Annotated in this window: 18 protein-coding genes and 2 pseudogenes; 3 read left to right on the forward strand and 17 right to left on the reverse strand. The window is 44.1% G+C overall.

Annotated elements, in window-relative coordinates:
* Positions 1–21: 21 nt before the first annotated feature.
* The gene (locus ACFQ0C_RS19425; RefSeq protein WP_379368658.1) at positions 22–3228 is read right to left on the reverse strand and encodes a carbohydrate-binding protein; all 3207 of its coding nucleotides are present in this window, start codon (positions 3226–3228) and stop codon (positions 22–24) included.
* A gap of 533 nt (positions 3229–3761) precedes the next feature.
* Between ACFQ0C_RS19425 and ACFQ0C_RS19430 the strand changes: the two genes are divergently transcribed.
* Positions 3762–6053 carry a helix-turn-helix domain-containing protein gene (locus ACFQ0C_RS19430; RefSeq protein WP_379368659.1) on the forward strand — a complete coding sequence of 764 codons (2292 nt, stop codon included), beginning with the start codon at positions 3762–3764 and terminating at the stop codon, positions 6051–6053.
* 164 nt (positions 6054–6217) lie between these two features.
* Entirely contained in the window at positions 6218–6652 is a 435-nt protein-coding gene (locus ACFQ0C_RS19435; protein ID WP_379368660.1) for a DUF2752 domain-containing protein, read from the forward strand.
* 92 nt (positions 6653–6744) lie between these two features.
* On the opposite strand, the pseudogene ACFQ0C_RS19440 reads toward ACFQ0C_RS19435, so the two are convergent.
* From ACFQ0C_RS19440 to ACFQ0C_RS19485, 10 genes and pseudogenes are all read right to left on the reverse strand, one after another.
* Positions 6745–7148, reverse strand: a pseudogene (locus ACFQ0C_RS19440) (transposase); the annotation flags it as partial.
* A gap of 454 nt (positions 7149–7602) precedes the next feature.
* A complete protein-coding gene (locus ACFQ0C_RS19445; protein WP_379368661.1) occupies positions 7603–9369 on the reverse strand; it encodes a glycoside hydrolase family 2 protein in 1767 nt (588 codons plus the stop codon).
* Between the two features lie 116 nt (positions 9370–9485).
* A complete protein-coding gene (locus ACFQ0C_RS19450; RefSeq protein ID WP_379368662.1) occupies positions 9486–11024 on the reverse strand; it encodes a sulfatase family protein in 1539 nt (512 codons plus the stop codon).
* 37 nt (positions 11025–11061) lie between these two features.
* Positions 11062–11970, reverse strand: coding sequence for a carbohydrate ABC transporter permease (locus ACFQ0C_RS19455; protein ID WP_379368663.1), 909 nt, complete (start codon positions 11968–11970; stop codon positions 11062–11064).
* A 10-nt stretch (positions 11971–11980) separates the two neighbouring features.
* Complete coding sequence (locus ACFQ0C_RS19460) at positions 11981–12961, reverse strand: ABC transporter permease (RefSeq protein ID WP_379368664.1); 981 nt, start codon at positions 12959–12961, stop codon at positions 11981–11983.
* A 39-nt stretch (positions 12962–13000) separates the two neighbouring features.
* Complete coding sequence (locus ACFQ0C_RS19465; RefSeq protein WP_379368665.1) at positions 13001–14596, reverse strand: extracellular solute-binding protein; 1596 nt, start codon at positions 14594–14596, stop codon at positions 13001–13003.
* A gap of 144 nt (positions 14597–14740) precedes the next feature.
* A complete protein-coding gene (locus tag ACFQ0C_RS19470; protein ID WP_379368666.1) occupies positions 14741–16351 on the reverse strand; it encodes a response regulator transcription factor in 1611 nt (536 codons plus the stop codon).
* Positions 16352–16353: 2 nt separating this feature from the next.
* Positions 16354–18096 (reverse strand): cache domain-containing sensor histidine kinase, encoded by a 1743-nt coding sequence (locus tag ACFQ0C_RS19475; protein ID WP_379368667.1) that lies wholly within the window; start codon positions 18094–18096, stop codon positions 16354–16356.
* A gap of 1660 nt (positions 18097–19756) precedes the next feature.
* Positions 19757–19909: a hypothetical protein gene (locus ACFQ0C_RS19480; protein ID WP_379368668.1), complete on the reverse strand. Its 153-nt coding sequence runs from the start codon at positions 19907–19909 to the stop codon at positions 19757–19759.
* 542 nt (positions 19910–20451) lie between these two features.
* Positions 20452–21330 carry an SDR family NAD(P)-dependent oxidoreductase gene (locus ACFQ0C_RS19485; RefSeq protein WP_379368669.1) on the reverse strand — a complete coding sequence of 293 codons (879 nt, stop codon included), beginning with the start codon at positions 21328–21330 and terminating at the stop codon, positions 20452–20454.
* 193 nt (positions 21331–21523) lie between these two features.
* Between ACFQ0C_RS19485 and ACFQ0C_RS19490 the strand changes: the two genes are divergently transcribed.
* On the forward strand, positions 21524–21988 hold the full coding sequence (locus ACFQ0C_RS19490; protein WP_379368670.1) for a MarR family winged helix-turn-helix transcriptional regulator: 465 nt from the start codon (positions 21524–21526) through the stop codon (positions 21986–21988).
* Positions 21989–22780: 792 nt separating this feature from the next.
* On the opposite strand, the pseudogene ACFQ0C_RS19495 reads toward ACFQ0C_RS19490, so the two are convergent.
* From ACFQ0C_RS19495 to ACFQ0C_RS19520, 6 genes and pseudogenes are all read right to left on the reverse strand, one after another.
* Positions 22781–22947: pseudogene (locus ACFQ0C_RS19495) on the reverse strand (RHS repeat-associated core domain-containing protein); the annotation flags it as partial.
* A gap of 207 nt (positions 22948–23154) precedes the next feature.
* Positions 23155–23763, reverse strand: coding sequence for an aldo/keto reductase (locus ACFQ0C_RS19500; protein ID WP_379368671.1), 609 nt, complete (start codon positions 23761–23763; stop codon positions 23155–23157).
* Positions 23764–24035: 272 nt separating this feature from the next.
* A complete protein-coding gene (locus ACFQ0C_RS19505; RefSeq protein WP_379368672.1) occupies positions 24036–24386 on the reverse strand; it encodes an RHS repeat-associated core domain-containing protein in 351 nt (116 codons plus the stop codon).
* An 809-nt stretch (positions 24387–25195) separates the two neighbouring features.
* A complete protein-coding gene (locus tag ACFQ0C_RS19510; protein ID WP_379368673.1) occupies positions 25196–25684 on the reverse strand; it encodes a transposase in 489 nt (162 codons plus the stop codon).
* Positions 25635–25832, reverse strand: a complete 198-nt coding sequence (locus tag ACFQ0C_RS19515) for a hypothetical protein (RefSeq protein ID WP_379368674.1) — start codon at positions 25830–25832, stop codon at positions 25635–25637. The genes ACFQ0C_RS19510 and ACFQ0C_RS19515 overlap by 50 nt, the downstream gene beginning before the upstream one ends.
* 695 nt (positions 25833–26527) lie before the next feature.
* Positions 26528–26818 carry a hypothetical protein gene (locus ACFQ0C_RS19520; protein WP_379368675.1) on the reverse strand — a complete coding sequence of 97 codons (291 nt, stop codon included), beginning with the start codon at positions 26816–26818 and terminating at the stop codon, positions 26528–26530.
* Positions 26819–26982: the final 164 nt, after the last annotated feature.

Here is a 26982-nt window from a genome sequence, read left to right on the forward strand (position 1 = left end):
GCTATCGCCGGTGACCGTGACCTAGATGGTTTTGCTCATATAACCGGAGCCGGAAGCCTGGATCGTATAGTTGCCGGTCTGGTTGACCGTAAGCATATAGTCTACCGTCGTTTGACCGGCAGGAACAGTATAGGTTGCCGAAGTTACCGTACTGGTGCTGTCTAGAATACTAACCGTTACAACACTGGAGGCATTCAGTCCCCCGATCGTTCCAGAGATATGATATGCCGTAGGGGATACAATCTCCGGAGTGAGTTGGATGATGCCCAAACCCACATCATGTCCGTTCACATCAACGGTTGTTGTGTACGGCTTATAGACGGCTTTTTGGACGGTTAAGCCGTATGAACCGTTCGCCAGGCTTGCAGCGAATTTTCCTTGTCCATTCGTATAATAAGTGCTTCCTCCAATGGTTACCCGGGCCGCGTCAATCGGAATGGTTGAGTCTTTAGCGTATACGGCTCCTGTCACTGTGTGGGCGGGAGAACCCGAAAAAGGCGCTACCAGGGTTAATGTAAACTTATCAAATACAAGGCTATAGCTTGAGCTCAAATCATTTTTACCCGTGATCCTGAATTCCAGCGTTTGGTCGCCTGCTTGAGTGAAAGTCACGTCTCCATAATCTACATCCGTGTAGAGGAATGGTCCGTATTCATCGACTGTATTCCCCGTTGCCGCTCCATTCACATAAAGCTGGGATATACCTTTGTCATCGTCCTTTTTGAGCAATGCCTTTAAGTTATATGTTCCTGCCGACGGTACATGGATTGTGTACTTTACCCAGTCGCCTACAGCATTGGCTTCATATACCACTGCAGATCCTCCTGCTGCCGGAGCTTCTGAAACTGTGCTGTAGTTGTCTCCCGAATTCGTTTGGGAAAGTGATTTTGCCTGGTACTCATAGGTAGTACCGGGAGTTACTTGCACGATATATGCCGTATCGGTTCCCATCGTTGGTAAAGCGATAGTTAGGGCATTATCGGTAACTGCATAATTGCCTTCCAGTTCAATTTTTGTTCCCTGCTGTTCTTTACCATTTTTTGTTTTTGTATTCTCTACAGATTCAACTCTGATATGAACCTTTCCGGCATTCTGCAGGTAAGCCGGGATATCCTTCAGGTTTAACGGGGTTTCGTAACGAATCGTATTATCGGGATTTCCCAGAAGGATAATGGATCGTTTCGCTTCGCTGTCGCTGGTCGCGAAAGCCTCCACCTGTTCTTTGTTCTGGATGGTTTTTACCTTCCTGCCCGTAGCATGACCATACCAGTAATACAGATACCATCGGCTTGTAGGCTCGGACAGTGTGGCGGAATCCGCCAATTCATCCAAACCTGCCCTGAAGTCAGGATTATCACCTTGCCATTGAGTATTTCCCTTCAGGGCATAAAGCAGACCGTTCTGCTCTGATCTCTCCAGCCTGGCGATGTAGTTGACTGACAATCCGGGATCATAACCCTGGTTGATGTCGCTAAGCTCCCATGGCCCTTGATATTCGGTAATTGCCAATGGCATTGGAGTGATCCCGTTTTCAAGCATCCAATTCTTTATCTCCAGTGTATGTCCTTCAATGTCTAACGGAGCACCGGACAATTCGTGCCAGCTCAATATATCCGGCAGGGCATTATTCACTTTGCAATATAGCAGAAAGTCCTTCAGGCCCTGGAAATCATATCCAAGATATTCCGGCGCCTGAACTTTGTTATGTGGGTCCCAATTCTTGATGACGTTATAAGCCCTTTTGTGTGTCTCATTGTAGTACTCCATACGGTCTTTCCATTGAATATTGGGCTCATTCCATGTGATCCATGAATGTATATCATAATTCTTTTCTTTAGCTTCATCCAGAAGCTTCCGTACATAGTCTTCCCATTCCTCACAGGTCGTGAAAGGTCTGTCATTTACGGGTCTTCCGGGCCACTTTGTTTTACCGTCATCAAATTGAAAACCATGATACGCATTGATCATGATTTTTGCTCCTGTAGCCTTGACACGGTTATAGGTAGCAGGGTCAAACAGGCTCGGCAGCCGCTCATGGTAGGTAGCACCCCTGACCGTCCTCACGGTTAACGGATCAATTAGCTTCTGGGCCGGATCAATTTTCCCAATCCCATGCAGGAAACCGCTTGCCAATTGAGTGGCTTCTCCCCAGTCTTCGGAATAGTCAATGGTTACAGCCGTTGCCCTCACAGCATCTGTACTTTGATAAAGTCTCAAATTGTCAAGATTAGGGCCTTCATTGACGGTGGTCCCCAGTTTTATAGTGTTATTGCCGGCCAGAAGAGTAGCTGTTCTATGAACCCTTTTCCACGTTTTCCAATTAGCGGTTGCAGGGAAGGGAAGAAGGCCTGGGTCCGGGATACTATTAACTTCCACTATAAGAGGTCTCTCGCTATTAGTATTTTTGTCGTTGGAGTATCTGATTTCTAATAAGTAGGTTCCTGCGACAGGTACATTCACTGTCCATGTTATAGAACCGCCGGGTTTGGCATGGAAATCTACAAATCCGCTGCCTTGAAAATCTCCATTGTTCTTGTTGTTATCGACCTTCGCATTAACCAATTCAGCGTCTTCAGCTTCGTATACTGGAATCTGGGGAACTTGGCTTACTACAGCGTTATCAAACTTTGCAGATTGATTGAATGTAGCAAATCCGACTTTGCCCGTTGTAAAGGATGCATCGGACACGGAAAGCTTTCGTTCACCGTTTACGAATCCTTCTATCGTACTACTGTTAACAAGGATTTTCAGATTATACTCTGTATCATTCATCAGTGGATTGGATATGGATTGCAGCACGATCCATGTACCGGCTTCTTTCTTCCTCAGAGCGAGTGTTTGGTCAGAAGAAGTATATGCGAGCTCATAATAGTTATCATGATCGATAAACCTTGCCATGAGATGTACCGAATTGGTTGTATAACTGTCCAATGACTCTACATTTACATCGGCACTAAATGAATAGTTTGTCCAAGAGGGTTCTCCTGCTACACTTTGAGCAGAGCCTGACAGACTGCTTTGCCTGTAAGCCCTGTTTCCTGCATTCATATAAGTCCCCCAGGTTCCGCCCTCAACAGTCCAATTTGCTGTTGAAGCGTTTTCAAAATTGTCAGATAAGAGATACACAGGTACCATAGACTGGGTGGCAGCGAATGAAGCTGCAGGCATCAACAGCAAGGATAAAACCAATAAAAGGGACACAAACAACGTTTTCTTACTTTTATCCATGTGTCACTACTCCATTTCATGATTTATTTTAATTCCTAATTAAAACTCCTGCAAATCCTCCTTTCCCATATTTTCTGATGCTTCCGGGAAACGTGGCATGGCTCCGCCATTGTCACAAACATCAACAATTGCTAGAGCCAGTGTAGTATTTCTATCCGCTATAAATCAATCTCAAACCAATAGAATGCGTATTCAAAATTCCCAAAACCAATATCAAATATGAGCAAATCATCATCAAAAACAAAAAAACGGTACAACGCCTGACGATGTCTGCTTCCTGCGGCATTGCTGGAGTGCCGGCGGTCCGGCAGCACAGGACGGGCATGCTCCAGATGGTCATATAAAGCCCGAAGGAAAATTGTGGAATTTCATTTGTAGTGTATTGTAGTATAATATTTAGGAACGTAGGCTCTCCAAGATCGGTAATCCCTGCTTGCGGAGCGTGGGGACGAACCTTCGAATGCGGCTGAAGATCCGGGTACCCTCCTCCGTGCGGAATTTTGTTACCCTAATCATAATAAAGAGGAGATCTCATGAACGTAAAGAGAGTTTTGAACACTAGAAATAGTATCATTTTCACCCAAATTTTATCTTATATATTGATTCTGTTAATTCCTATCATTTTCACTGGAATCGTTTATTTTGTTACTGTAAGGACCATTGAGCAAGAAACAAACAGGGCAAATCTTGCTATGCTGAAACAAGTTCAGCTGAATATGGACAACATCTTAAAGGATGCCGAGCGCTTAAGTTTTGATATTGCCTTTAACCCGGATATTCAATTGCTGGCCACTTCGCAGGAAACGAACTGGAATAACAAACAGTATGAGGTTTCTCAGATACTAAAAGATTTCAAAAGGATGAATATAACGAATGGCTACATAAATAATTTTTATGTATACCTTAAAAACTTGGATGCTGTGATTTCTTCAACAGCAGCTTCAAGGAGTAATTATATGTACTCTGTTCTTGTCAATAATGACATAAGGTATGCACAATGGATAGATACTCTTCAAAATGTGTACAGCGGCAGATATATCTCAATAGGCAATAAGACAAACTCAAATGAGGATTCCGGAGCGCTCGCTTACATGCGTTCAATCCCAATATCAAATTCGGAGAAGTCTCTTGCCACAATCGTCATCTTGTTTAATAAAGAACGATTTACTGAAATGATTCAAAATATACAATCGGCGCAGTATGGAAGTATCTTTATTTTAGACAAGGATAACAACATTCTTACGTCGACTGCTTCTTTTCATTTATCGGATATCTTGCAGGTGGATGAGCTGAGCGATAGCGATAATATGTTGGTGAAAGGACAAGGAAAGGATTCGTTAATCATATCCTATACGAAATCCGATGTATCCAAGCTAAAGTATGTTTCCATTGTTCGGCGAGAGATTGTGATGGAAAAAAGTGAGTTTACAGAAAAATTAATGATAGCAAGCATTATACTATGTTTAATTTTTGGAGGAGCAGTATCGGTTTTACTTACATGGCGTAATTATAATCCGGTTCGTAATCTCATCCGTATCGTCCAAAATGGGAAAATAAAGAACTCTTATGACAGATCCAGTAATGAATATCAGTTTATTTATGAGGCAATTCAGGATGCTCTTCAAGAAAAGGAAAAAATAAACCTGAAACTTAAACAGCAAAGCAGTGTTGTGAGAGCGGATTTTCTGCAAAAGCTTTTAAAAGGGAAGTTTGGCAATATATCTGTACATCACAATGCATTTTACGCTCTTGACATGCAGTTTATATCCGGAGATTTTATAGTAGTGCTCCTATCCATAGAAGATAAGGGCAAGCTTATTTCCTTAGGGATTGGAGATGATTTTGAAGCGAAGTCAAAGCTCCCCAGCTTTGTGATCACCAATGTTTTTGAGGAGCTCTTGGGTCAAAGGTATAAGAATTTTGTTACAGAGATTGATGAGAAAATAGTATTCCTAGTGAACCTGCAGGATCCTGAAGCGGTAGATCATGTGCAGGAATTGGTAAACATTACAGAAGAGCTTCAAAGCTTTTTTAGAAAATATTACAATTTGATCCTTACAGTTTCCATCAGCGATGCCCACACGGGTATCCATGGCATGCAGGAAGCATATCAGGAAGCCGTAGAAGCCCTGGAATACAAATTGATTGCCGGTAACGGAAAGATCATCAGCTTCCAAAGTCTGAAATATAATGTCAGAGATTATTTCTACCCTCTTGAAAAAGAGCAAAAATTAGTGAATTGCATCAAATCCGGAGAGTTTGAAAAAGGAAAGCAATTACTTGATGACATTATTCGCTCCAACTTTATTGACGGCACTCCCACTGCTGAAATGACAAGGTATTTTATGTTTGACCTTGCAAGTACAGTCGTAAAAACAGTAAAAGAAATATCTGCTGCTGAACCGGTGGAAAAATTGTTTGAATGTGAAACCGTAGCTGAACTGCAGGTGGAGATTACAAATACACTATCATCGGTATGTAAACTCATTCAGTCAAAAACCGGTAATCGTTCCTACGAATTAACCAGGTGTATTATCGAGTTTGTTAATAGCCACTATGGAGAAGGTACCTTAAATCTAGCGATGATTGCAGAAAATCTGGGAATTACTCCAAACTATATGTCCAAGCTCTTCAAAGAGCAAACCGGAGAAGCCTTGCCGGATTATATCAATAAGGTAAGGCTGGAAAAAGCGAAAGTATTATTAAGGGACGAAAAACTCAATATCTCCGACGCGGCTGTCAAAGTAGGGTATTTAAACAGCAATGCGTTGATACGTAGTTTTAAAAAGTATGAGGGAGTTACTCCGGGAAAATATAAAGAGTGATGATCCTTTTATTCCAGCGGACCCGGAAGGGTCTGTTTTTGTGAGGAAATGAAATAAAGGATAGAGTTTCTATAAACAATGTGCATGTCAAAATGATGATTTTACGATGAAAAGGAGGATAAATACTATGCTTCTAACGGGGTGATCCTGGACTGAGGGAAGAAGTGGTTCGGTCAGATATTACCGTGGTCGGAGGCGGTCTGGCAGGGGTTTGTGCGGCAGCCAGGCTGGCATATATTGTGGGATTCATCTCTTCCCTTGGCATCGGAGGGTTATTGTACCTAAAAATATGGATACCGGTGACAAGAATCGAGGTTCCTTGTGTATCTCACGAGTTGACCGGGTTTTATTGTCCGGGATGTGGAATTACGAGGGCTGCGCTTTCTTTTCTGACATTGGATTTTTATCAGGCTTTTAGATATAACCCTTTGGTGTTTTTAATTTTTCCTTTGTATATAACTTACACAATAACAAATAAGAAACAGCTGTCGAGGATAAGCAATGTGATTATGACTGTAATGTTGATAGTGACCATTGAATCAGGACTTCTGAGGAATATTCCTGCTTTTGTTTGGTTGGCTCCAACAGCAGTTCGTTAAAAAAAACGTAATGGCCGAATTTGCCGCCAAGGATTATTCGGTCACTGTTTTGGTTATTCAATCTTGTTTGGATTAATCCTAAGAAAGATTCCTCATAAACGGATGCACAGCCTATCAACAATCTTCATAGGATCCTTGCTGATTTCATCCATAAAGGATTTTACTGCCGTACGTATTGCATTGATTGTAGAGAAAAAGACACTGTACATTACCGATTTCTTTAACCACCCCCACAGTCCTTCTACGATGTTTAACTGTGAACTGTATGAAGGTAAAAACACAAGTTCCAAACGCTCCTCATGTTTTGTAGAAAAGATTGGATGAGATTAGCGTGATGAATTCGTGCATTGTCTAAGATCATAACGGTCTTTCCTTTGGTGGATGTGGCGACTACATTCTTCAAGAAGGACAGAAACACTTCAGCATTGTATTGCTCGTGCTCTTCCCCATGAATTTCTCCGGATACGTAGTCCACCGTCGCCAACAGCTCGGTGCCGTGATGCTTCCTATACTATAATCATTCTGTGACAAAATTTTTCTTATTAAAGTCACCCGCATTTTGCTGCAATGATGAACGATCTTCAATAATAAAAATTTTAGCAACAAATGACCCATAATTTTACCACTTTGGCAAGCGTATGCTTCCATTTTACCGTGGCAGACTTATGCTTCCAAAACTAAGAAAACCTTAATAAAAGACTTTAACAGACCGTTAGCCGGTTCCAGACTGTTAGAAAAATTATTCATATGCGCTTCTCTCTCCTACTGCTTCATATCAGAGTATCCAGTATCCGTCCTTCGAAAAAAAAGATTCGATGTCGAGTAAGTTTCCTGGGATACTTCGTGATCAAAAGGGGGCTTTTTGAACAATCTCTTAAATTGAAAAAGAGCCCCTTAAAGTTAAAGGGAGCCCCGGCATCTTATAGCGAGTGTTCTAACAACCTCTTCTACTAATTGTCTTGGTTCATTTCGGGCTTCCTGCCCTCATTGATTTGTTTAATCCACTCCAATGGAACTTTAGGCTTACGGTCATAAGTAAGCAAGCCGTTAATTTCTTGTTCCACATCCGTTAGCTGGGTATAACAAAAGCCTTGAACAACGGGGGTTTTCAGCAATGGATGCACAACTGCCGCTAGCCGGTTAATGAAATCCTCATCATCGGCCGCTGCCGAATACCCCCAGCCTTCCCAGTCACTCTTACGGAATGAGATACCACCGAATTCGGAGACGAGAACCGGCTCATTCTCATATTTGTAACCCGGTACATAGATCCAACGGCGTGCGGGCTTCGAGCCTATGGCTTTGTCGACTGTGCTGTACCGCTCGGTCAATACTTCCTCTATGCTTTCGTAATCGTGAATAGTACACAGGTCGGATTTTACATGCTCCCATCCGTCATTCGATATGACCGGACGGGTCGGGTCCAACGACTTCGTTAAGTAATACATTGATAACGCATGGTACTGCTGCAAAGGATCCACGAGAATATTCGGCACGCCCCAGCTCTCGTTGATCGGTACCCAAGCTACGATACACGGATGGTTATAATCTCTGTCGATGGCCTCTATCCACTCGTTCGTCACTTTCGTAACATATTGCTCCGAGTAGGCATACGCGTTAGCCATTTCACCCCATACGAGCAGACCCAACTTGTCGCACCAATACAAGTATCTGGGGTCTTCTATCTTTTGATGCTTACGGGCGCCGTTAAAGCCCATCGCCTTCGTTAGCTCCACATCTTGCCGGATGGCATCATCAGACGGAGGGGTCAGCAGACCATCCGGGAAATATCCTTGATCCAGAACCAGCTTCATATAATAAGGACGGTTATTCAAGCACAGCTTACCGTCGATGACAGATATTTTCCTCATGCCAAAATAGCTCTTTACCCGGTCTTTCTCTTGACCGTTGACTGTTAAAATAAACTCGATATCATACAGATTCGGTTTGGCAGGTGTCCACCAACGGCCCAAGCTGTGATCGTTAAAATCATGCAGCTTTATGCTTCTGGCCTCTTCCCCGTTGCGTAAAGTGATCTCATCCTCCGCAACCGTTTCTCCGCCGAAGGAAATGACCGTTGTCAAAACAGTTTTAGCTTGACTAACAGGGCCATCTACAAATGCGCGGACATGAATTTCATTGCGGTCAATGTCCGGGGTCAGCTTGGTCTTAGTCAAATGGATCTCATCCACCGGCTCCATCCATACCGTTTGCCAAATCCCGGTCGTGCGGGTATAAAAAATGCCTCTCGATTTCTCTTCCCAGTACTGCTTGCCGCGGGGGAGGGTTACGTCCTTACTATAGTCCTGTGCCCGTACAACAATTGTATTGTTACCCTTCTGCAAGGCATTCGTCACATCAGCAGAGAAAGGAGTGTGCCCGCCAAAGTGAGAGGCAACAAGTCTGCCGTTAACCCATACTCTTGCCTCATAGTCGACAGCTCCGAAATGGAGCAGTACGGTTTTTCCGTCGAATTCCTTAGGGAGGGTAACCTGTTTCCGGTACCAAACGATATCGTGAAACTCGGTCTCACCGATTCCGCTTAATTCGCTTTGATAGCAGAATGGAACCTGTATACGTCTTGCCAAAGAACCGCCCTCATACCAACGGTCCCTCTCTCCTTCATTGTTGTCGTCGTAGGCAAATTCCCATTCACCGTTCAAATTCAACCAATTGCTCCTTACCAATTGCGGACGCGGGTATTCTGCTCTTAACATATCAGCACCTCTATTACATTGTGATTTTATAATGTATATTTCTATATTGCAATGATACAATGTATATTTAATATTGTAAATATGCATTACTACTTTCCGATGTAAGCAGACAACTGCTAAGCGCTGCCGTTCTTTTTCACATCGGCATAATTCAGCTTTACCGTGCGGTTAAGCGGTGCACGGTCCTCATTGGCTATCGCCCAATACAGCAGCTTACGTTCCAAATCCCCCTGAATGTATCCGTAACCGGAATCATTGAATAAATTGCAGAGCTCGTCCGGGTCGTTCCGTAGATGGTAAAGCTCCCCCTCCCCATTGGCATAGATGTTAAGCTTCCAATCATGAGTACGGATGCATTTGCCTTTCCCCATCCATGCTTCCCGGTATGCGCACCATACGAAATAGCTCTCATCGAACGGATGCCCAGGCCGAACCGTAATATCCGATACCCGGATCGGTTCCCCTTCCTCCCCGCTCTCGATCACCGCGAATTCTCTCGGAACGAACGCCTCCTCTTGCCGAAGGTAAGGCGCCAAGCTCTTTCCTTGCACTCCGTAAGGAACCGGAACTCCGCCCAGCTCCAGCAATGTTGGCATCACGTCGACCAATTCAACGAGATGCGGACTCCGTTTCGGTCCCTGGTATCCGGGAATTGAGACGATAAAAGGAACCCGTGTAAACGAATCATAAAAGGCGTTATGCTTTTGAATTAACCCGTGTGCGCCCATAGAATCGCCGTGGTCCGAAGTAAACACGATAACGGTGTTTTCCGCTAAGCCGAGCTGTTCCAGCTTTGCAAATACACGCCCAATCGTATCGTCGATAAATTGGATCATGCCATAGTGTATAGCTCTGACCTTACGGATCAGGTCATCATCCGCCATATCCATCGCATCCATCAGATGAGCGACCTTCTGCCTTTCCGGCTTGCCGGAAAGGGCGTCCTTGGGCGGCAGCGGGACCATTGCCGGATCATAAAAGCTAGCGTAAGGCTCCGGAGCCTGGTACGGCGTGTGCGGATCCGGAAACGACAGCCACATGAAAAACGGCTGCTCCGGCTTCCGGCTGTGCTCTAAATAATCGATAGCCGTTTCACCCAGCAAATGCGTACCGCATTTTTCCGGCGGCGCCGGATTCGTTCCATGCCCCAGCGGGCTGCTCCAGCAGTTCTGCTTCGCCCACTCATGGGCAGCAAGTACGCCTTCATCCTCCTTGTAGCCATCCACCAGATGGCCGTGCTCCGCCAAACGCACATAGTCAAACACGTTGTGCAGCAAGCTCCCCTCCCGCGCATCGCCGCCCGGATAATAATTAGCTGCCGCTGAGGTCATAAACGCGTGGTTTTTCCCGATCAGAGCCGTTTGATATCCGTTCTCCTTCAAAACCTGAGGCAAAGTCGTTTCAGACGGATTGATGAGCATATGGTTAGCATGGCACCGTATAGTTGAAGCATATCTTCCTGTATGCATGGATGACCTTGAAGGAGAACATGCGGGATAATTACAGAATGCGTAGTCAAATACGGCTCCTCTATCCGCGAGCGCCTCCAGAGCTGGCGTCCGGACAAGCGGATTTCCGTATAAAGCTAATGTTTCCGCAGATTGTTGGTCTGTCTGAATGAGCAAGATGTTAGGTTGAGATTGAAAACCACCCATTAAATACGCCTCCGTTCATTAAATCTTCATTAGCCTGCTAGCCTTTTATTGATCCTATCATGACACCTTTTACAAAATATTTTTGGACAAACGGATATACAAGCAGTACCGGTAAGCTCGAAACGATAATCACGGAGTATTTGATGCTTTCTGCAAGCAGGACGCGCTCGGCCATACCCGCTCCCTCAAAGCCCATATTCTCCGTCTGATTCAAGATCAATATTTCACGTAAAATCAATTGCAGCGGATACAACGAATGGTCCTTTAAATAAATAAGCGCATTAAAATAAGCATTCCAATGTCCTACCCCATAAAACAATACCATCACGGCAATGATCGGCTTCGATAAAGGAATAATAATGCTGAATAAAAGACGGAAATACGAGCAACCGTCCATTGAAGCCGATTCCTGCAGCTCAAAAGGAATACTGTTTTGGAAAAACGTCCTCATCACGATGAGGTTATACGTTGCAATAGCGCCGGGAATTAACATAGCCCATACGGTATTGTTCATACCTAACGCTTTAACTACCAAGTAAGTCGGGATTAACCCGCCGCTAAAAAACATCGTCAGCATAACGATGAACGTAAACAACTGGCCGCCCGGCAAATCCCGGCGCGAAAGCGGATAAGCGGCAAGCAAGGTCATCACAATGTTGATGGCCGTTCCAGCTACTGCATAGAAAATCGTATTTGCATACCCGCTCCAAATCGATTTATTTTCAAATACGCGTACGTACGGATCCAATGTCACTCCTTTGGGCAGCAGCCACACGTTACCGGCAATTACTTGACCCGGATCGCTGAATGAAGCGCTTACTACGAACAGCAGCGGGTAAATGACAATCAATAACAGAACTGCAGCTATTGTATAAATAATCGCGTCAAACCATTTGTCATCGGCCGACTGCAGCTTTTTTGCAGTTGCAACTCGCACAGGCTCCACCTTGCCTTCCTCACCATAAGCTGGTATCTGTCTTCTTCCTTGCCATCCAGTTAACGAAAATCAGCAAAATAAAATCGATCACCGAGTTAAACAAACCTGCCGCCGCCGTATAGCTGAACTGCCCGCCCTGAATCCCATTTTTATAAACAAAGGTGGCGATGATATCGCTTTTGCTGGCATTTAACGCATTTTGCATCAGTAGCGCTTTTTCAAAGCCAACATCCATCAAATTTCCGATCTGCAGGATAAACAAAATGATGATTGTCGGCATGATCCCCGGAATGGAAACATGAATGACGCGCTGCAGCCGTGTAGCCCCGTCTATCTTTGCCGCTTCGTACAACGTCGGATCGATTCCGTTCAAGGCGGCCAAATAAATGATTGAGCCCCAGCCCATATGCTGCCATACGCCCGAAGTGACAAATATAGACTGGAACCATTCCGCTTTGCTCATAAATTGAATCGGATCTCCCCCGAAAAAGGAGATCAACTGATTCAATTTCCCTGTTTGCGGATGCAAAAAAATGTTCAGCATGCCAACGATAACTACCAACGATAAAAAGTGCGGAATATACGTAACATTTTGCAGCCATTTTTGAAACCATTTCTTCTGCAGCTCATTGATAATTAAAGCGAGCAAAATCGGAACGGGAAAGCCTACTGCAAGTGAATACAAGCTGAGAGATAATGTATTCCATACCAAATCCCAAAAGTAGGATGATTCAAAAAAACGTTCAAAATGTTTAAGTCCCGCCCATGAACTGCCCAAAATACCGCGAGTTGCGGAAAAATCTTTAAAAGCAATAACGATTCCATACATCGGGATATATTTGAAAACGGCATACCACAGCAGCGGAAGAAACAGCATTGCATATAATTCATAGCGGACCCGGATACGTTTGAACCATACGTTTTCGGGTTTCCATGCAACCGCTGACGCCGGTTCTGTTCCTGTTCCTGTTCCTGTTCCTGTTCCTGTTCCTGCTTTCATATTGATGTCACCCCTTCTTATCCGGTCCCAAGCTGCGCGTTATTTTTTGTTGATCGTGTCATACGCCTTCTGATAAGCTTTTTCGAGCTCGTCAATCTTCATTTTTTTCAAGGTAGCCGCATATTCGCTCCACTTATCGAAGCTGAGCTCGCCGATGATGAATTTGGCAACAGACTCATTGATATATTTGTCGATGTCGGTCTTGATCGGCACAATTTGGTCCATAGTCGCTTTATCAAATATTGGCGCACCGTAGATCGTTTGCGGAATGTACTTTTCGACGAACTTGCTGACCTCTTGGGTTTTCTCGTTCTCAACAATATTGCCTGTTTTATCCGTTGTCAGGTATGGAAATGCTCCCCCCGGAACGAGATTGACTTGACCCAATGCCGCCATGAGTCCGCGAGAATCATTTTTGATCGAGTCGTTAATGGCAGGTTTTCCGTCTTTCATCGTGAAGGTTTGGCCTTCAATACCGTATTGATAAAAAATGCTGCCTTCCTCGCTGAAGAAATAGTCGACCCAACGGATCGTCGCTTCCGGGCTCTTGTTCTCCTTCGTAATAGCGAATGTGCCGATAGGCGATGCAAGCGGCCCAGAGGCGCTGTAGCTCTGGTCTCCGTGCGGCCCTTTAATCGGCGCCATTCCGGTAAATTGGCCTTCCACCTTGGTGAACGGGTCTGAAGCTTGAATGAAGAACATGCCGATCTTAGCCTGCGAGAGATTGCTCCGCCATTTTGGAAGATCGCCTAAGTAAAAATCTTTATACAGCAGCTTTTCGCTATACAGCTTGTTCAGGAACATAAGCAGCTCCTTAAACCGGTCGTCAGCGAGCCAAATATGAACCTTATCATCTTTAATGTTAATGTTGTAGCCCATTTGTCTGTCAAGTCCCCAAGAGCCGCTAAATGTACTGAACACCATTCCCATATCCCGCAGCCCTAACGGAATCTCGTCCTTCTCTCCGTTTCCGTTCGGATCCTGATCGCGGAAAGCTTGGAGCAACGTAACTAATTCGTCGGGAGTTGTTGGAGCCTTCAGGTTTAATTTATCCAACCATGTTTTGTTGATCCAAATTTTATCGGTTCTGCCCGAGCTGAGTAAGCGGATCGACGGCAACGTGTAGATGTGCCCGTCCGCTGCCGTCACCGATTTCTTGACATCGGGATATTTATCGAACAAGCTTTTCAGGTTGGGCGCATATTTGTCAATAAGCCCCTCCAACGGGATCAGCATGCCTTCCTGTGTACCGTAACGGGAAATGTCCGTGTTGCTCAGGTTAGCTCTTAGAAACACGTCAGGCAGCTCATTTGCCGCAAACAGCAGATTCCGTTTCTCATCGCAGCCTTGAGTCGGTGTCTCCTCGTACTGCATGTTTATATTCGTTTTCTTCCCGTACTCCTTTAAAACAAGCACGTCCTTCCAATCCGCATGGTTCGGATCCTTGCAGCCGAATACTTTTAAAGATACCGGCTCTTTGACAATCGGGAAGCCGCTTCGGTTAAATTCCCCTTCAGCTTTGGCTGAAGCAGGATCGCCGCCGTTTTCCGGTTGTTGGCTGCAGGCCGACAATAATCCGGTCATCGCGATAGATGCTGCGAGCAGTATGGACCCTGTTTTTTGGTAACCCCTCATTTTGTTACAACCCCTTTGGTTTAAAGTTTTTCTTTCCCCGATCCTTTTGAAAAGGCTTTCAATGGGGATTGCTTTTAGTATAGTCCGGGTTGGGAGGGCGATGAGTTGCACATTTTTGCACAATCGTAGCAAATATTTGATATCTCATGTTCTCGTCCGTTTGACATAGTTATACGGCGTCTCACCTGTGGCGTCCTTAAACACTTTAATAAAATAGCTGTAGCTGTTGAAGCCGACTCTACTGTAAATTTCTTTGACTGTACAAGTACCGTCGCGAATGAGCTGCTTGCTACGCTCGATTCGGTACTCCGTCATATATTCCGTGAAGGTACAGCTCATTTCCTCTTTAAATAAACGGCTTAAATAGGCAGCCGTAATTCCGAGCCGCTCCGCTGTCTCTTCCAAGGTCAAGCCTGCTTTATAATGCAGCTGAATCAGCTCAAGTGCTTGCCCGACATAGCGAGAATGTCCGGCACCCGCTTTGACCTTGCGGAGCTCTTCAGCCAAGCGGTTATAGACACCGGAGACCGCTTCCAACGCCCGGCCCGCATGAACCGGCTGCTTCTGCAAAGCTGCCATCTCAAGGAAGACCCAATCGGCGGCGGCGCCTGCCTTTTTCGCTATCTTAGCGGCGGTTTGCAGCAGCTCCGTAACCGCGCGCTCCTCCGCTAGCATGACCTGATGCTGGCCAGCCGGCAAGCCGGCAAATACCTCGCGGACAACATTAACGGCATCGCCGGAATGGAGGGATTCCATGGCGGCGAGCAGCTCCTTTTCCTGTCGTATGGAGACGTAAGGAACAGCCGGACCTGTATCATCCTGGCTCGGGGCATCTCCGTTCCAACCTTCCAGCTTGCGCAGAAGTGACTGATAGGTATGGGAGAGGAGGCTGATATCATGCAATACCGGACTTTGTACGAAGGCAACGGACAGGTTGAAGTACAGCTCCATCGACTTTTCCAATCGCGATATTCGTCCACCTGCATACTGCTGGAGAGTGTGCTCGCTCCGCTCGTTCTCTAGTGAAAGCAGAATGGCAAATTTCCCCCGTTCCATATAAACCGTACATCCTGAGCCCGATTCCTCGATAATTTGCCGGCAAAAACCGGTGATCGAACGGATAAACAGCGTCAGCTCCTGCTCCGTCATTCTGGCCGAGATTAACTCATAATTAAAGCACTGCATCATGAGAAGCACAAACCTCTGATTACCCGGGCCCGGGCCGAATACCATTTCATAAAAATGCTCTTGAATAGTCCGGAGGTCGGGAGAGATGCCCAAGAGCAGCTCGCGCATATAATTTTGAGCTAAAGCGGGGCTTGCGGTTTCCCATTTCTCATTCTCTTTCACGCGCTGCTGCATATGCCTCGCGTCCGCTTCAAGCACGCTTCGCACTTTATCTAATACTGCGGTTAAGGCTTCGGCGTTCAGCCTATGCTTCAGTAAGTAATCGATTGCCCCGAAGCGAAGCGAGCCTCTAACATAATCAAAAGAATCATAGCTGCTTAATGCAATGACTTTCGTGGAGGCATGGTGTATCGATATATGCTCAATGAGTTCAACGCCGTCGATTCCCGGCATATTCATATCAACAATGACCAAGTGGGGTCGCTGCTCTTCGATGATCCTCTTCGCTTCCGTTCCGTCTCCTGCTTCGCCGCAAAGCACAAACCCATGCTGCTCCCAGCGGATTAAAGACCGCAAATGATTCCGTACCAATAGTTCGTCATCAACCGTGACTACTTTCCACTGCATCGTTATACAAGCCTCCTTTGCTGAGGTACCGTCAATTCTACCGTTGTAAATACCCCTGGCTGGCTGTACAAGGACAGTCCATACATGTCGCCGAAAGCAAACTTGATCCGCTCGTTCACATTTTTAAGCCCGATACCGCTGTTGGACGGTGATTGAGCTTCTCCTGTCCTGGCTCTGCCACTCAAAATGTCAGCAATTTGTTCTTCCGAAATCCCTGCCCCGTTATCAGTAACATCCAGCTTTACCCGTTCCATGCCCTCCCCGTAAATACGGATCGTTACCGTACCATCAACCCCTGATCCGCCTAATCCGTGATGCAGCGCATTTTCTACTACAGGCTGCAAGGTCAGCTTAGGGATCAAGCAATCCAGCACACTCTCCTCCGTATCCGCAATTACTGTAAGCCGGTCCAGAAATTTAAACTTTTGTATGCTTAAATACCGTTTTACCTGATCCAGCTCCTCGCGTATCGTGATCATTTCACGTGATGGATCAATGGCAAACCGCATGATCTCAATTAAAGATTCTGAAATTTCTTCGATGTTGCGCGCGTGCTGGATGCCGGCCAAATACTTAATCGTGTTTAACGTGTTGTATAAAAAGTGAGGTTTAATCTGCGCTTGCAGCGCTTTATACTCAGCCTCGCGCTTTTGCCGTTCTCTGGTTTGCGTCTCGTTCATTAAGTCCTGTAAGCGGCTCATCATCGAATCGAACATTTCACTCAGCTGCCCCACTTCATCATTGGACCGGATTCGCGGCCTCGCGTTCAGATGCCCTTCCCGGACCAGTCTCATCGCATTCCGCAGCCGCTTGATGTTTCTGGTTATTTGATTAGACAGCAATATGGATACAAGCAGAACGGTGATAAGTACAATAACTGCAATCGTAAAGATCTGGTCCCGAATATTATGCACTTCACTCAGCAATGAACGGAGAGGGACCATCCCGACAGTTGTCCAGCCTGTAAACTCGGACGAAAATTGAACGGTTAGATAGGAGGTTCCGTCTACTATTACCAGCTTATTTTCAAATCCGGTTGATTTAGATTGGATGATCTGGCCTAAGCTTGTCTCACCTGCTTGCCTGCGGATGAATTCCGGGTTCGTGTGATACATAATGTTGCAGAACTCATCCAAAACAGCAACCATACTGTCAGCAAGCGGTTCGATATCGAACACCTTCTGCACGATACCCCGATCAAATTCAACAATGCAATACCCAATGACTTGACTCCCTGAACTAATCGGACGGATCAGCATAATCTTCCCTTCCACGGATGAATCGAACCGCAGATGCTTTTTATTTTGCATAAGAGACGGCTCGCTTTTCAGCATTTCTATGACCCCCGGGTCAATCCGCCTGTTTCCGGTTTGATACAGCTTCCCATTCGTGCCTGCTACCGTGATTCGTTCGATAAACGGCTTGTAGGCGGCCATCGAGCTCAAAAAGTCCTCCATTGCTTTTTTTTCCATAAACCACTCGTAGGAAGGGGCTTCCGTGCCGCTCAAAATGCTGTTCTGAACGTTATCCTTGTTGCTCACAATCACTTTGCTTATTTTATCCGCATCCTCAATCATTGCCTGCAGATCATTATTGGCGCTGCTGATTCGTTCGGAGATGTAAGCGATAGCATTCCGTTCTATGACTTTAGACGAATTCCAATAAGCGCTATAGGCAATCGGTACAATGGCCAAACAAATGACGACGCTGAAGGCAATAAACATTTTTCCTTGTATGGTGCGCATAGGAACCTCCACTCGGTTTCAAATGGGAAAAGAGGGAGAAATAATATCTCCCGTTTCTTGTCATTATATATGATCCTTCGACTCCGGCAACTAGGGCGCACAAAATTTTTAAAACAAAATCCAGTTACTCGCCTAGCCTCATATTCATCTTAACCGGCATTTGGGTTATCATTAGGAATAGACATCTGCAGGAAAAGCTCCCGCAGCTGCATCAAATGAAAGGGATTACAATTTATGATTGTGATTGGCAGCATTGCTGTGATGAACCGTAAGATTCGTTCCTTAATTATCAGGAACACCAGTTTTGACTATGCACATACCTCAGATTTTATTTCCGTCTGAAGTCTTCAGATTAACTTGTCGAATGAATAACAGGAAAACATCACTAGCGTTGTATCAAAACTGCCTGGCAGGAGAAGGTGAATATTTTCACGAAGTATCTCTTTTTATAATGCAAAAAGGCTTTTATTTGATAATAAATAAAGGCAGGCGATTGTGTGTCACCGTCTGCCTCGCTGTATATTTATTCACACAAATGTAATCTAACGAATTCTGCAACAACCCGTCTAACAAACCGCCCGCATAAAAAATAGGTATGTGTGAGCATGATTATTGAGAAATTTAAAGCATAAAGGCCCAAAATAATCATGCTTTTTCGCGCAGTTATTGAGAATTAATAAGTCAATTTTCCAATGTTGAATCACTAATAGCATAATTAATGCGAAATCCTCCGTTGAATCACTTATAGCATAATTAATGCCTAATACTCCAAGAACTAGGAATGGTCATTGTATAAATATACATGAATATACATGAATATTCATGTATATTCATGTATATTGATCTATATTGTTCTGTAATCTTCTATAGCAAGATATGTGTTATTAAAGTCACCGCGGTAGCTATAAATTGTTTCGCTGTCTCGATGTGCGATCTTCAATAATTCTGACACTTAACGTATGAGCATGCTGCTTTGGCAAGCTTTTGCTTCCTCTTACCATGTCAAATGCAACTAGAATAAAAAGTGGAGTGGGGCAGGATAATCAACTTAACGAAGAAAGAGGTGTCCTTATATGGGAAAACAACGATAACGGGATGTAACAGACGGTGAAATATATTCACGAGCAATCCAAAACGGTGGAGGAGATCGTGGGCGTATTAAACACTCAGTAGAGTCTGGCCAGCAAAGTAAAATTAATCAATTAAATATTGGGTTTAGCATAAACAAAACAAATCAATATGGCAGCAAACTATGATCTGTTTTAAAAGTTGCAGCTTGAAGCTCGTAACCACTGTGAAAACAACAAAATTGGTTTGAATCACTCAACACAACTCCAACAAACAGCACGAACTCTCATTTCAATTACCTACATTCTACTCCGTAAAACACAGCACCGGAAGCGCCACCTTCGTCTAAGGGTGAGAAATCCACCGTCAGTAACAGCGAAAGAAGCGTTGTCGTGATGAGGGTGCTTGATGCCCTACGGTTATCTATGAAAAATAACGGTAAGCAAATCATGCTTAATTAGGGCTTGCTGAACAAATCGCTTTTTACATGATCACAGACAAACGGACTCCTAGGGCCGACCAAAGCCATTGAAGAAAATGCAAAAGAGAACCCGGAGTCTCTTCTCGAGATTCATGAACAGTAGCAGTCCAATCACGCACTCGTTTGTCGTTTGAAGCCCGCTCGAATAAGGCTGGGCCCGTACCAGCGTTTGCCTTCGCCGAACTTACCCTCCATCGAGTTTCGTGCGGCTGCATCTTTCTTTTGTCCTTGCTGATCGGCAGACGATCGCCCCAATCCATTCATTCATTCAATTGATCCAGGAGCTTCTTGTAGGACAAGAACTTGACCCCTTTCAACATACCGTTTAGAGAGAAATCCTTTTGGCGAATTGACCCACATCTCGCTCATAACAACATTTTGGGGTTGCTTTATGGCATAGACAACTGCTCTGGCAATATAATCTGCGTTTAAGAATATCGGTCCTATTGCAGTATGCAGCATTTTGAGGAGTGAAAATTGGGGAAAAGCAAAACATCTAAATACCGAATTTCTCATTTTTTCTGATAACAGCAAAGATCATTTGAAGGCTTCCTCCACTAGCTCAAGGGAATTCCTTATTTAGCAGAGCAGATCTATCAATAAATGTTTGCCGTAGCCTGAAAATTTAGAACAATTGCACATGTTATAAAAAAAGGATAGTTACTATGGCTAAATAGCTCTATCGTTTCGGAAAATGGTCGTTGGATTGTTGTTGCCAGTACGGTTAGGTAACGATGGTTATCTCGATTTAGTCTCTAGATTCAATGGTATAATTTATGTGACGAAGCGACTTTAAATTAAGTCATTTATTCAAGCAGGAAACCTCTTTGTTGTAATAATTCTACAGTAGTATTCCACAGTTTTTTTTGCATAGCGATATCTCCACCAGGGTATACAGGTGTAATTGGCTTACCAGTTCCAACTTTGAAATACCCACCAGTCTCCTCATGATATTCCGGCTCTAAAGCTAAACGAGTAATAATGTCAGCTCCTTTGCGTGGATCTCCTATACGCAAAAATTTCAAGAATCTCTCAAGTATAGATGCAAACCAGAGTTCACGTCCGAGACCTGTTACATTAAACCCTGGATCTAGTGCATTAACAGAGACTCCAGTTCCAGTCAATTGACGTGCAAGTTCAGCAGTAAACATAATATCAAGTAGTTTGGTTTTTCCATAAAGCTCAGACGAACCTCTGATATTAAAAGTAGATGTATTGGTCAAATCCTCGGGTAGCTTAAGTTCACCATGTCTTCGTGAAGCTTCTGATGCAACATTAACGATTCTGGCATTCCCTGATTTTACTAAAGAATGCTGTAATGTATGCGACAATAACCATGGCGCCAAATAGTTCACTGCTATCATTTCTGCAAGACCCTCGGAAGTTATTCGCTGTTCAAATGCATGCAGTCCTGCATTATTAACTAATACATCTATTTTGGGATATGCAGCTGTAATCTCATTTCCGACTCGTCTAACATCTTCCAATAAGGATAAATCCCCGTAAAAAAAGTCTACTTCTGATTTTGGCATAATCTCCTTTAACATTTTCTTAGTCATCTCAGCTCGATTCTTGCTCCTAGCTGTCAATACAAGATGAGTACCACGCTTTGCTAATTCAACTGCAACTAATTGCCCCAAACCACTAGTTGCGCCAGTGATTACAACAATAGGAATAGCCGTCATAATAATTCTCCTTTGCGATAGTTATTCGTGGTCAGTTCAGATGGTAACACTTTACATAATTATACCCATCTCAAACTTTTGACATGCAACAGATGCAATTATATAATTGACATATATCAACTATATAATTTTAATTGATATATGTCAATTAATTTTGTTGTAGGCATAAATACTATGAATTGAGGTGAACCCTATGGATGATTATGATCCATACAACTACACTCCGAGAGCACGATTGGAACTGAAGCTAGGTGAACAGATAAGTGCACTCATTAGTGCCTCGCATGCACTTAATGTCAGAGCTGCAGAACGATTCGATTCAACATTACAGCCTGCTGCTTTTCTACTTATCCGTTGGCTCTTCTCATTTGGTCCTACAAGTGCCACCATTTTAGCGGAATCAACAGCTATGGATCGCAGCTCAGTAAGTCGACTTGTCAATCAACTCAAAATCTTGGGTTATGTGAAAAGTGAAACTTCTCCTGATGATCGTCGTGGAGTACTTTTATCTCTGACTGAGCTTGGAAGACAAATGACTATTGAAGCTCTAAAAGAGAAAGAATCCGTCTTTTATGATCGCATTTCAAATTGGAAGGATGAACAACTTATTATTTTTATCGAAATGCTCAGACACTTTAACGGTTACGATCGCGACTAAAGAGTAATTCCTTATAGCGGGACGTAGCTTCATGCAATTCTGGTACTGTGATACGGTTCACCGCGAATGATCTTGAACTATTCTGCCAGTTCGCTTAACGCGCCCTTTAAATCTTGTCGGCAATCGGATAATGTTCTTGTCACAAATAGGCAATCGGATCAAGTTCTTGACATTGCCGATTGACAAGAACTTAATCCGATTAATTAAAAAGCCCGCGATTTACGCGGACTTGATTCGGACTATGTTCTTGTCATCCGACAAAAGTGCTTGCTTGCATTGGTACCTCTGAATGGTATCACCAGTACTACTTGATAAAAACCCTTTCTACAGTAGCCCCATATGCCTCCATAATGAGTTCCTTATTAACGATTATTGTGGATTGTAATTTTTCTATCTCTCGCTCAATGTCGTTTTCTCATGTTTTGTAAATGCTGTTCTAAAGCCAAGGTCATCTAACCTGAAATCAGGCATGCTTTTCCTTCTAATCGTAGAACCACAATTGTTTTCAACTTCTTCTATAGTTCCCATATCGTTCAGTATCATAAAGATCCCAGAACCAAGAATTGTTGCAAATTATGATGATCTGAAATATTGTTCATTTTCATTTAAGTTTCGCAATTCAATATAGTTAAATTCTGTATTTCACAGTTCACCATGTACTCTTCTAGCACCTTCGGCAATCGCTGAGCCGAATGGTATGTACCCGAATGCAGTTAACATACCATCAAAAAACTCCAAGGATGACATATAATAATATTTTCCTTCATCCTTGTAATGTATATAAGCTGGTCTATTACCACTAGGATCCACATACTTCAACGGATTATTTTGAACATACGTATACAAATTCAATCTCAGCGGATTCGTGATATCCCCTTTATACGTATCCTCATTAATAAACCGTCCTCACTTGGTTCATACCATCTTGACCGCAAATATTGAAACGAGGTTGCGTAGTCCTCGGTTTGCCACATTACCAAGGTCCCCGTTACGGTCTGAGTCGTAGAACCAATAGCTAGCATTTGAATCGATACCCTTCCAAACGCATGCACGCACCTCCGCCATGGGCGTTTACCGGCTCGTGCTTCGCGTGATACTGCGGATCTTTTAACATTTGCAGCGAGCAATCGCTCCGCTGACTTTATCGACGGTCTCGCATACACGCCCTAGCGTGGAAGTGAAGTCCATATTGCTCTCTCGATCTGGCTTAGTTTATTGAATTCTTTGCGGGTCAGTTTCCAATTTATTGTGGCTGCATTGACTGCTGCCTGTCTTGTATTTTTTTCACCTGGAATCGGGATTACTCGTGGATTGCTTGCTAGGAGCCAGTTGAGAGCTACCTGAGAAATTGTTGCATTATACTTATTGGAGATTTCATGCATAAGTTCAAGCAATGGTTCAAGCTTTTCGCGTGCCAGCATATATGGATTTGTAAAGAGACGCCGCATAAGCGGCGAAGGTTCTCCTTCCTTGAATATATCAAGTTGTGTGACCAAAGCAATCGAACGCATAGCGGAAGGATAGGGATCACCTCCAACCCTATACTTACCCGTAAGCACCCCTTCTGCCAGAGGGAGGATGGCAATAAGAGCAACTTCGAGTTCTTCGCATGCTGCAAGCATGCCATTCGTTTCAGGAAAACGGTATAACAAATTGTATCCGATTTGGTTGGAAGCCAGTCGAATATTGTGCTTTGCAAAATAATCATGCGCATGCTTCATAAGTTCCGTATTGAAATTACTGACGCCGACCGCTTTTGCCTTACCGCTTTTCACGGTATTATATCCCTCCACATCTCTTTCACCGATACAGGAAGAAGCCATAAAGCATTCCGGAGTCCCTCATGAGCAAATTGACTTCGTTAAGGATTTTTCCGAGTTTGTTGGATATACGATAAGATACTTAAATGAACAAACCGTTTAATCCAACTCACTAGTGAGAAAAAAATCGGCTTGGCAGCGCATGCTATCGCCGTTCACGCGCACAAGAAACGCTTCGAGGCTAAATACTTTTCCTCATTCATAAACCTTCCTACCGATGGATTGTATCAGCCAGCCCGCAGGTTCTGCAGCTTAGTCGTGCCGTCCCAATATTCACCACTATGCCGAAACGGATTGTGTACAGTTCCCGAGGATGCAATCTCATTCCCCCACATATCGTGCGTATAGCTGGCTTGAATGACTCCCGTTGCGTCTCTAAGCTGTGTTACATCCCCATGTCCATTGTGCATGTAATACAGCTGCTGCCCGTTTGCCTGCTGCGTCGATACCAGACCCTTGTCGCGGATATAGCGGGCTAAGTAGGAAACACTCGCACCGTTTACTTTTCCCTCTGCGATGACGTCAGCCCCATCGTTGTAGTAACGGGACGTTTGGCCGTTTTCCGTACGCCCAACCAATAAGCCATCTCCGTTGTACGTGTAGAAGCACAACGCAACTGCCGATACATGCCGGCAGTTGCGTTGTGGCTTTATATTGAACTATCGTGTCCCGTCCCTCGGTTTTAAGGGTTTATCTCACTAGCGTTGCATCAGACCTTGCACATCATCAACTTAGTAAATCATCGTGCGAAAATTCACAAAGTTTTTCCATGACATAGTTAAAACACAACTCCACCTAAGCGTAGGTGCTTATTTCCAGAAATTCTATTTACCTTTACCTTTTCCTCTTCTTCGGTTGGTGAATCTGCACGCCGGGTGTCTCTTTAACTTGCCGCGGCTCCGGCGGACCTTTCTTCCGCTTGCCTAGGCTGAATTTACTTGGTCCCCTATGCAGCTCTCTTAAGGAACTCGACCAGCTCTTTGTTGCATACAAACGTATCATTTCAAGTACATGCCATATCGTTTGCTTTGTTCCAAGTTTGACGATATGAACACGAAGCGATGTAAGATGTTTTTAGAATCGTGATGGATGACCTTGACGAATAAATTCACAGAAATTCGGGTTGTGTTGCAAAGCTCTAAGTCATGATAATATCATTGAAATTAAGTCATGAGAGTTGCCAGCTCGCTTTGTAAATCAGGGCTGTTTGTTCGGCCGTTATTCCCAAGAAATCCGTGACGACACGAATTTCTCTAACCTCAAAATCACGGAAGATGACTACACGGTGACGCTTCTCGGATCGACACTGAGGCGTGCCCAGTTGACAAGTGATATCGCGAATCACAGAAGAACCTTCCGCGACAAGACGTCTCAGTGCGTGTGGTTTCTATAAATGAACATTGTCGCGAAGCCGAATCACAAAGGATTGTCCATCTTTTTTATAATGATCCAAACGCTCCAGTTTACCATAAGCGCGATCCATGACCCTAATAAAATCGGTGTTTTCTAACGATTCGCATACCAACCCATCGTGCTTGGAGCCAATCGTTTCTGTGACTTTAAGCGGCTGCATATTTCGATCCTGTAAGGCTACATGCAACTTAATCGCAGCACGTTCTCCATGATAGGGAGCCCAAGGCAAACGTGTTTTCCCTACGGTCATGGTGGTGGAGTCAATAAGTAGCAATTCTTTGGGGAAGCGAAGCTTCCGCCTGGTTTCCCGGCTGCATTTACGGACAATGAGATGAAAAAGCGCCTTAAAGACAGCAAACGGCACATCTGCTGCTTTGCCTGAAAAACAGGAATAATGAACGTTAGGCAAGCCGCTACGGGCAGCCCGATCCGTTACCGAAACGATACCCAGACCATTCTTCACTTGCCGCGGCGCACCAATATTGGAGCAAATGATAGACCGTGAATTTTCGAGCCGTATCCACGTAACCAACCGCTTGGACAACGAGAGCTATTTCTTCCGATGGTAGGATGGATTGAAGGATCGATGGAATCGTGATAGACTCTTTCATGGAGTCGTCACCTTTCGGTTTGTTTGTAGGGGTACAAACATTTTACCGAGTTGACGACTCTTTTGCTACCATTTTGTGGTTAATCAACAGGCCTGATATTTTCTAATACTTTATTTTTCCAGTCTAATGGTCTATTTTCTTTTAACATTTATCCTTAATAATTTTAGCTTCAACGTCCATATCAACGCGCATAGTGTCAGAAGCAAACATGATAGAATCCTTCGTTTTTGCTGCTATAATTAGTGTCATTCATTTTCCCCCCTAAATTTTCAATTTGGGTTACCATTTGCCTGTAGAGCTCGCCGTCGTTCAATCTTGGCGCGCAACTCTCTTTGACGCTGCCATAAGTTCTCCCAATCATTCATTATCGCCTTAAAATCTTCCTGCTCCTCTATTGCTAATCTATCTAGTGGTCTTTCCAACGGTGTGTACGGGTACTCCTGTAAATACTGAAATACTTTAGCAATTCTACTATCTTTGGAAAATGTTTTGTTAACCATTCCTTCCAGGGTTTCTTCCCTCGCCGATCGTTACAATCGTGACAAGCTGGCACAACATTACCAATTACATAATCACCGCTCTACGCGGCTGCAATCAGATGATCGGGAACCAAGCCATTGCGGGAGTCTCCAGTATCCGTTATCCCACAATACGCGCAGTGATGATCAAAAAACTGTTTAATAGTGTACCAATCTTTATGAGATAATTCTTGTAGAGTAATTAATTCCATCATGCCCCGTACAATCTGGTAGTTCATTCTTGAAAACATGCGGGGTACCTATTGTCTTTTTCTTACGGGCATGTTTAACGGGATTCTTGCCACCCACTTTTAAATCCCCTTTAATAAATGGTGCTTTTTTATATTTATTAACAATGTTATACGCAAATTGATATCTGATCCCCATAATTCTTGCAATTTCCGCAATAGGCACTCCTTTGTCATGCAAGTTTCGAATCTCCGCAGATTTCGTATTATTTTTACTCATTCATAGACACCTCACTAATAATATTAATATTTACTCTATCTTAACGCATTTTGGATTACAGCATAAGTAATTGAAATATGTGATAAAGAGTGTGTTAAGAATGATGGTGGTATTCTTCGCTAATCAGTAACAAGATTTAGCTACAGGACAATACTTCCGCGTCT

It is taken from the genome of Paenibacillus sp. GCM10027630, from assembly GCF_042676305.1.
GTDB lineage: Bacteria > Bacillota > Bacilli > Paenibacillales > NBRC-103111 > Paenibacillus_S.